Genomic DNA, 8,087 nt, shown 5'->3' with positions numbered 1-8,087 from the left:
CCATATATATCTATGATAATCCCGAGAATCCGGTTTTTTCTTTCCTCTCGAAAAAAAGGATAACAATGAATAATGTTGGATATGGTTCTTTTTCCACAATTGAATATCTTCGGTTAGTGTGGTTACATAAGTTTTATTCTTCACTTGTTCGTTCAATGTTTCAAAATATTGGGCTGCCTTTTGCTCTGCAAGCTGGTACCAAGTATCTGCTTGAGCTGTATACTTATCATTCATACGACGCATAACCTCGACTTATAGTTAAAATAAAATGACTGGGAAATGTAACAAAATAACTGATTTGAAGCCTTAGTATAGTTCCTGAAGTACATAAGACTAAAATATTATGTTTACTCACTTCCTCCGAGGAATTTGGAACGATATGCGTCGAGCAAAAAAGTTATATTTTACACGATTGCTGGTGGTTCAACAATTTCTTGGTAAAAATATGTAGCGAGAATATCAAGCTGGACATGAAGTACAAAGTTCTGAGATACATTACGCAAAAAGGCTCGACCCCGTTCCATTTGAGACCTTCTAATAAAAAACAACAAAGGTTAGGTTGATCATCAACAATGTGAGATCAAACTAACCTTTGTCGTTAAAGTGACTGAAAATTCAAGAGGCCAATTAGCGTCAAAGGGAGCACGCACGGTGTTACCTTCCTCATCAGAAAAGGAATTGGTATACACTATTTTCTCAGGGGAATTAACTTCATGATAGATAAACTTGACCCACATCTCGGTTCCGTCTGGTGCAGTCTGTTTGTAAAGAAATAAACCACCTGGGCGGAGATCGAATCTGAATCCTCCATTGCGATGATATTAACCTTTTGATACGTGTGTACTACACATCTTTTCCTCTATCATGAACGATCAAGCCTATAATGCGGGTTATTAATTATTATGACCAGAAATAAATTTTTCCAAGCCTTCTACTGATAGGACTCCGCTCCTTTTGTCAACAGGTATTCCATCTTTAAAGAGGATGGTAGTAGGTATACTCATAATTCCAAATTGTGAAGCCATCTCTTCACTAACATCCACATTTACTTTCACAATTTTTACATTATGGCTTCCTGCCGAACGAAATGTTTCAAGAATGGGCGCAAACATAAGACATGGCCCACACCAAGGTGCCCAGAAATTAACTATGGTTAGCCCCTTCTTTTGAATTTCATTTTTTAGTGTTGTATCCGTTGCATGTATAATTGTCATGGTTATGTCTTCCTCTCCAGTTGGATGTTAGTTTTGTCTAATTTGAATTGTTTAAGCTGCTTATCATGTCAGTTGCTTTAATTTCCTTTAAGTATGAAATGGTACATTCATCAACTTCTAGCATCAATTTCGCTAAGTTTTCATTTATAGATGTTGTCCAATGACAGAATGTAACGGTTTTGCTTTTCTTTACCTCTCTTACTGCATCGTAAACATCAGCCAGTGTTATATCTGATTCAGGATGCTTTAGTTTATATCCGCCGTCTTGTCCTTCCTTAGCTTCAACCATCCCAGCTTTCAGCAATGTGGACATGATTTTTCGTAAATAAGCCGAATGGACATTCAGCTGTTGCGCCATTTCTGAGCTAGTCAACGTTCCACCATGCTCTGTAAGAAGCAAAATGACACATAAAGCTGCCCGAAATTTTGAAGACCCAATCAAATGATTTTTTATTTGCAAATRGCGATACCTACTTTCGTATTGTGACTTCATTTATGTTTCGTTAAATGAAGTCTTCCTCTGCCAACTCCAAATTTACGCTCATCGCTATTCGACTGCCGTCTGCCGCGGCAAAAACCAATTGGGATGGCATAAAATAGGAAGCATCACCAGCGATATAAAGACCGGGTATTGAGGTTTTCCCCTTTCCATCCGTTTGAATTCCTCCCAACTCCGTTTTATCACAGCCCAATTGTTCTCCGAACCGCGTGCTTGAAATAAACTTAGGAGAAACGAAACCACCAGCTCTTTCAATGGTTGTTCCATCTGAGAAACGAATATGCTCAAGCTGCCCATTTTGTCCGACGAATGCTTCAATGGGCTGCTCCATGATTGCGACCCCCTTTCGTTGGAGCTGTTTTTTTTGTTCGTTCGACAGGTTTTCATTCCCGTTTGTACAGACAACTAAATCCTTGCTCCAATTGAGAAGCAGCTTCGCTGTATGAAAAACAGTCGGATATTCCGAAACAACGACAAGGGGCTGATCGCGCAGCTCCCAGCCGTCGCAATATGGACAATTAAACAAGCTTTTTCCATAAAGCGGGTAAAAGCCTTCGATATCGGGAAATATTTCTTTTACTCCTGTTGCCAAGATCAATTTACGTGTATGAATGCGAAATCCAGATGAATCAATAAGCTCAAATCCGGCTTCAATTTTGCTGACCGAAATCACCTCAGCTTGCATATGATCGACTGTTGGATAACTCAGCAACTCTTCATAAGCAATGCGGCGAAACTCAGCTGGTTTAACGCCATCTCTTGTTATAAAGCCATGCGATGAATGAGTAACAGCATTTCTTGGACGATTGTTGTCGATCAAAGCAACGCTTCTCCTTGCCCTGCCAAGCATAAGTGCGGCATTTAACCCTGCTGGTCCTCCGCCAATAATGGCACAATCATAATTCATGCAGCTCATCTCCTACTAATGGGATATTAAAGACTCTTTATATCTATAATAAAGCGATAAAAACGCTTATTATCAAGTTTGAATACGACATTGAAGACTCTTTATATCTGTAATTAATTCGAAAAAAGGATTTAATACGATGTTAATTGTACTTCTCCTTTTTCAGAAAAAATGTTCTTAACTTTCAAGTTTGGTTTGTTTTTTTGCAATGTCAGCTAATTTCGTTTGTTTCAGATGTTGTTCCATCTTCTCTTCCGCTTCTTTCATTGCAGCTTGAATCAAGCATTCTTCACCATGAACAAAATCACATTCAAATAATGATGTTGTTCCTTCAATAGCGTGGATAATATCCAAAAACGTAATGTCGTCCTTTTTGCGTGATAGCCGGTAACCTCCGTTTGCCCCAGAAACGGATTCAATCATCCCAGCTTTGACGAGTCTCGTTAAAATTTTGGAAAGATAAGTAGGTGAAACGTTTTGGGATTCCGCCAGCTGCTTGACGCCTATGGGCTTCAAATTTGAAGCTTCTACAAGCATGAGCATGGTGTGAAGTGCATAATTGGTTGCTTTGGAAAATTTCATGTTCTCACCTCAATTACAGACTTATTGTGTCTATAATACCTACGAAGTCGCTAATATGTCAAGTTGTGAAATATTATTATGTAACTAAGTAGACTCTTGGTTATTACACTTTATGATTATCATTTTCTAAATATATTTAATTATAATGCTTCAAAAAATGCTGCTAATTCTTATAAAATAACGAATGAGTCTAACGCAAACGCCATAGAGATTTATTTGCCAAAGTTTAATGTACATAAGAAAAACCTCGCTACGAATAGCGAGGTTTATTTTTTAATGAGATGCTGAATATTCTTCTAGCTCGGAAGCTGGATCAAACTTCTCCTTGCTCATAGCAAAGGCAGCTAAAAGAGCAATGACGGATGGAATGATGGCCCAAGCAAAAGTATGAACGAGTGACGAGGACAGTGCTTCAGTTATTTTATCAAGAATCTGAGAAGGAATGCTCTCCCTTGTCTCAGGTGTCAAAATTTTACTTGGATCACTTAGAACAATGAACTCCGACGTTTGACCGCCGCTGCCGAACGATGAAGAAAGCTTATTTGCAAATAAGTGACTTTGAATAATACCAAATACCGTAATTCCAAGCGTCATTCCCAGTTCCCGAGTGAAGCTAAGTGTAGAGCTTGCAGAGCCTCGCTGCCTARCAGTAAATCCATGTATGGCAGAATTGCTTAGAACAGAAAACGATGAGCCGATGCCAAGACCAACTAAAATCATAAAGATTGTAACCGTAAATCGGGATGAATCGGGTGTTAAAGTAGTCAGTAGAGCCATGCCGCCCACTAGCAGAAACAACGTCGAAATCATGATGGAGCGATAACTAAACTTGGAGAGCAGAATACCGCCGCCAGCAGCGGTGACAACAGATCCGACCATCATAGGAAGCAACACGAGCCCCGAGTTTGTAGCTGAGCCTCCAAGTACCCCTTGAACGTAGATTGGGATATAGACGGAAGCTGTTATAAATGCTGCACCGCTAAAAATAGCCATTAAATTGCTCGTGGAATAAAGCCGATTTTTGAACATGCTGAAGGTGATGATCGGTTCTTCTGCGCGGCGTTCAATAAATATAAAAGTGACCAATAATACGACAAAAGCTAAAAACAAACCTATGATCGTGAAGGAGTCCCAATCGTATTTTTTACCTCCTAGCTCCAGCGCGAACATGAGACAAAGAATTGAGGTAACGAGCGTTATTGCGCCCATGTAGTCGATTTTTTGTTTAGAATGCTCAACAGACTCTTTGTAAAAATAAGCAATCATTACAAATGCAATGATTCCTATTGGTAAATTGATGTAGAAAATCCAGGACCAATGAACATAATCTGCAATATAAGCACCAATTAGAGGTCCGAATATGCTGGAAATGCCATACGCAGCACCAAACAATCCGCCTATCTTCCCACGTTTTTCAGGTGCTACCACATCGAACATAATTGTAAATGCAATAGGTACTAGAGCTCCGCCGCCAATACCCTGTATCGCGCGATAAATACTCAGCTGTACAATAGATTCCGCTGTACCGCATAAAGCTGAACCGATCATAAATACGATAATTCCGAAAATAAAGAAACGCTTGCGACCATACATATCAGATAACTTACCAAATATCGGCATACCAGCCATCTCAGCGATCATATAAGCGGAAGTCACCCACATTAATTTGTCAAACCCGCCAAGATCCCCAACGATTGTCCCCATCGCAGTTGCTAATATGGTGTTATCCATTGATGCCATCAGTGTAGCCAGCAGAAGTGCAGCAATGATTACACCTACTTTATTTCCTTTTGCCATTTCCATTGTTTCTCGTTCCCTCCACTTTGATCAATTGACAATGTAATTGCCACTCCCTTTGTTTATCTCGACGATCGATTGTCTTGAATAAATATAGTTATATTTATAAGTATCTTGATGATCGAGATAATATTATAGTAAGAGGAGCTTTATTTTTTGTCAAGCTAACAATAACTACCGTCAGTTGAATTTTATTGGATGGGAGATATCAGATTGGATTGGAGGGTCACAAGGTTTGAGGGTCACTGTACGATTGATGTAATCACGATTAGAAAGGATGACAACATATGATTTCCTTCTTAACTTTATGTGCGTGCTTCGTTGGCGGCATTATTTATATTTTATACGCAGGAGTAGGTATCATTAGAGATGACGAAATTCAGCAAGATCAAATAATTAGCAATTTTAAATGATAAAGAAGCAAGCCCTGAGGGCTTGCTTCTTTTGTATTATAGCTATAAATGGCATAAAAACAGTTCCTAAATCCTCGAATATATTCGAAAGAACATAATTATTACTGTTTGTTACTTCCCTTCCTTCACAAACAACTCAACTCGATTTTTTATCGAATCACGGACCTCTGCGAATGCAGTATTGATTTCTTCTTCTGTACCTGTCGCTTTTGCGGGGTCGTCGAAGCCCCAATGCCATCTTTGCGCTTTGTCGTTACTTACAACCGGACAGTTATCGTTAGCATGACCGCAAAGCGTGATGATATAATCTGCTTGTTTTAAAATTTCAGGATCAATGACATCCGAAGTATGATTGGAGATATCAATGCCTGCTTCTTTCATGGTTTGAACCGCACGGGGATTTAAGCCATGAGCTTCTAGACCGGCACTCCTCACTTCATATTTGCCGCTGCCCAGTGCCTTCAAAAATCCATCGGCGATCTGGCTTCTGCAAGAGTTTCCAGTACACAAAAAATAAACGAGTGGTTTGTTGTTCATTATTATCGGTCTCCTATATTCTCGAGTTAACTTTTACGATCTCTTCTTGAAATTTCGTTTTGCCCATTTTCGAGCTAATCCAAGCATTTATCCATATGGCGATTAGAACCAATATTGCGGTAATTACGGCAATCAACACCCATACATTAATGCTTGTTGAATGGATGAAATGCAGCCACAAATACAACCCTGTTAACGTGATAAAGAGTGTTGGGATCGTGAGAATGATACCCGTTTTAAAATAATTTCCCCATGTGATTTTTACACCCTTACGTGATAATACGTGCAGCCACAAAAGTGTCGCGAGTGAGCCTATTGGTGTCATCTTAGGTCCCAAATTACTGCCTATAACGTTGGCATACACCAAAGATTCACGAATGACGCCTTGCGTTGCTGTTCCTTTTATGGCTAATGCATCGATCATCACAGTTGGCATATTGTTCATGATCGAAGACAATATCGCAGCAAGGAATCCCATACCGATAGTGGAGATGAATAGCCCCTTGTCGGCGATGGCTTGAATGACTTTTCCTAGTTCATCTGTCAGTCCCACATTACGAAGTCCGTAAACAACCACGTACATGCCAATGGAGAAGATGACAACTGCCCAAGGAGCGCCCTTGACCAGCTTCCAAGTTTGAATAGCCGGGCTGCGGCGAGCAGCTAAAATAAACAAGATTGCAGCGACGCCTGCTATGACGGAAATTGGAACATGAATGTATTGAATTACAAGATATGCGAGAAGTAACAAGGCTAAGATTACCCACGAAATTTGGAACATCTTCTTATCTTTTATGGCTTCAGACGGCTTCTTGAGCTGTTTTAAATTGTAGTGACCTGGAATGCTTTTATGGAAGAACATATACAAGACCAGAAGGCTCGCCAGCAGCGAAAAAARGTTCGGAATAATCATCCGGCTAGCATATTCGATAAAGCCGATTCCAAAAAAATCAACAGAAACGATATTAACGAGGTTACTGATTACAAACGGGAGTGAAGTCGTGTCTGCGATAAAACCGCTGGCCATAATGAATGGTAAAATCATTTTCTGATCAAATTTAAGTGCACGCACCATCGCAAGCACAATAGGTGTTAGAATAAGCGCGGCGCCGTCATTGGCAAAGAATGCCGATACTGCTGCACCAAGAAGAACAACATAAACAAACATAAGCTTTCCATTGCCTTGTGCGAGCCGCGCCATGTGAAGCGCCGCCCATTCAAAAAAGCCGATTTCATCTAAAAGAAGCGATATTACGATAATGGCTACAAAGGCAAGCGTAGCATTCCAAACAATACCCGTAACCGTACCAACATCAGCAAAGGTTACGACTCCAAACAGAAGTGCCAGAATAGCTCCGGCAGCTGCCGACCAACCAATACTAAGTCCTTTTGGTTGCCAGATTACAAACGTGAGCGTAAGTAAAAAGATTAAAATGGCAATAAGTGTCATGCTTCCCCCTGTGTATCACAGCTGTTATTTTTTAAGCCTGCTATTTTTTCTTTCATGGAAGGCAGATATGGATACACGCACTGAACATAGGCTTCCGCATCCGGATTAAGGGAGTAATATACCCACTGCCCTTTTTTCTTTTCATTTAGAAGTCCGGCTGATTTTAGCTTTCGTAGATGCTGGCTGGCATTTGGCTGAGACATCCCGATAATATCAGTGATATCACATACACATAGTTCCTTTTCTTTGAGCAGTGCTACGATGGTTAACCGCGTTTTATCGGCTAATAATTTATAAGCCTCGGCCATTTCCTGTATCTTTTGCTCCATATGTAGTACCTCCCTCTGTTTTCCCCCGTTGGCTTCTTTCAATTTCATAATTATATAACCAATTAATTATATAATCAATGGCGAATATGATGGACCGAACAGGATTTCGAATACCTGCAACAATGCAAGCAGATGAACACAAAAAAACCAGTAACAACAAGGATTTTGTCATCACTGATTTCCACTTCCTGTGCTATTTGTTGTTTTAACTCAGACTTTTTCGTTTAATTATTTAGGTTGCTGTCATCATGATCTTCCCAACGTCTTGAATACGCTTTGTTCGTGATCCAAAATGTAATCCATGAAAGAATGGCTACGATTATAAAAGATACGATCCATACGCCGATAGGTACTTGCAT

8 protein-coding genes and 2 pseudogenes are annotated in these 8,087 nt (G+C 40.0%); all 10 read right to left on the bottom strand.

Translation table 11 applies throughout. The features are described 5' to 3' along the window. Positions 1 to 243: pseudogene (locus tag AB4Z17_RS30005) on the bottom strand (polyprenyl synthetase family protein); the annotation flags it as partial. 323 nt (positions 244 to 566) lie between these two features. Continuing rightward, positions 567 to 788 (bottom strand): annotated as a pseudogene (locus tag AB4Z17_RS30000) (SRPBCC family protein); the annotation flags it as partial. Between the two features lie 105 nt (positions 789 to 893). Continuing rightward, the gene (gene trxA / locus AB4Z17_RS29995) at positions 894 to 1,214 is read right to left on the bottom strand and encodes a thioredoxin (RefSeq protein ID WP_441907695.1); all 321 of its coding nucleotides are present in this window, start codon (positions 1,212 to 1,214) and stop codon (positions 894 to 896) included. 37 nt (positions 1,215 to 1,251) lie between these two features. After that, positions 1,252 to 1,674 carry an RrF2 family transcriptional regulator gene (locus AB4Z17_RS29990; protein ID WP_441963918.1) on the bottom strand — a complete coding sequence of 141 codons (423 nt, stop codon included), beginning with the start codon at positions 1,672 to 1,674 and terminating at the stop codon, positions 1,252 to 1,254. A 43-nt stretch (positions 1,675 to 1,717) separates the two neighbouring features. Further along, entirely contained in the window at positions 1,718 to 2,620 is a 903-nt protein-coding gene (locus AB4Z17_RS29985) for an NAD(P)/FAD-dependent oxidoreductase (RefSeq protein ID WP_441963917.1), read from the bottom strand. 177 nt (positions 2,621 to 2,797) lie between these two features. Then, the gene (locus AB4Z17_RS29980) at positions 2,798 to 3,202 is read right to left on the bottom strand and encodes an Rrf2 family transcriptional regulator (protein WP_441907692.1); all 405 of its coding nucleotides are present in this window, start codon (positions 3,200 to 3,202) and stop codon (positions 2,798 to 2,800) included. Between the two features lie 273 nt (positions 3,203 to 3,475). Further along, positions 3,476 to 4,999, bottom strand: a complete 1,524-nt coding sequence (locus tag AB4Z17_RS29975) for an MDR family MFS transporter (RefSeq protein ID WP_441963920.1) — start codon at positions 4,997 to 4,999, stop codon at positions 3,476 to 3,478. 524 nt (positions 5,000 to 5,523) lie between these two features. After that, positions 5,524 to 5,949: an arsenate reductase (thioredoxin) gene (gene arsC, locus AB4Z17_RS29970; RefSeq protein ID WP_441907691.1), complete on the bottom strand. Its 426-nt coding sequence runs from the start codon at positions 5,947 to 5,949 to the stop codon at positions 5,524 to 5,526. A gap of 13 nt (positions 5,950 to 5,962) precedes the next feature. Continuing rightward, on the bottom strand, positions 5,963 to 7,399 hold the full coding sequence (locus tag AB4Z17_RS29965) for an arsenic transporter (protein WP_441963915.1): 1,437 nt from the start codon (positions 7,397 to 7,399) through the stop codon (positions 5,963 to 5,965). Beyond that, complete coding sequence (locus tag AB4Z17_RS29960; protein WP_339209287.1) at positions 7,396 to 7,728, bottom strand: ArsR/SmtB family transcription factor; 333 nt, start codon at positions 7,726 to 7,728, stop codon at positions 7,396 to 7,398. Before AB4Z17_RS29960 ends, AB4Z17_RS29965 begins: the two co-directional genes overlap by 4 nt. Between the last annotated feature and the right edge of the window lie 359 nt (positions 7,729 to 8,087).

The organism is Paenibacillus sp. TAF43_2, from assembly GCF_052113545.1.
GTDB lineage: Bacteria > Bacillota > Bacilli > Paenibacillales > Paenibacillaceae > Pristimantibacillus.
The sequence above is the reverse complement of the archived record's forward strand: the minus strand, read 5'-3'. Positions and strand labels throughout refer to the sequence as shown.

Bases quoted from the DNA above. Each gene is read 5' to 3' on its own strand.
- trxA (WP_441907695.1), bottom strand. From the start codon at position 1,214: ATGACAATTATACATGCAACGGATACAACACTAAAAAATGAAATTCAA.
- AB4Z17_RS29985 (WP_441963917.1), bottom strand. From the start codon at position 2,620: ATGAATTATGATTGTGCCATTATTGGCGGAGGACCAGCAGGGTTAAAT.
- AB4Z17_RS29980 (WP_441907692.1), bottom strand. From the start codon at position 3,202: ATGAAATTTTCCAAAGCAACCAATTATGCACTTCACACCATGCTCATG.
- arsC (WP_441907691.1), bottom strand. From the start codon at position 5,949: ATGAACAACAAACCACTCGTTTATTTTTTGTGTACTGGAAACTCTTGC.
- AB4Z17_RS29960 (WP_339209287.1), bottom strand. From the start codon at position 7,728: ATGGAGCAAAAGATACAGGAAATGGCCGAGGCTTATAAATTATTAGCC.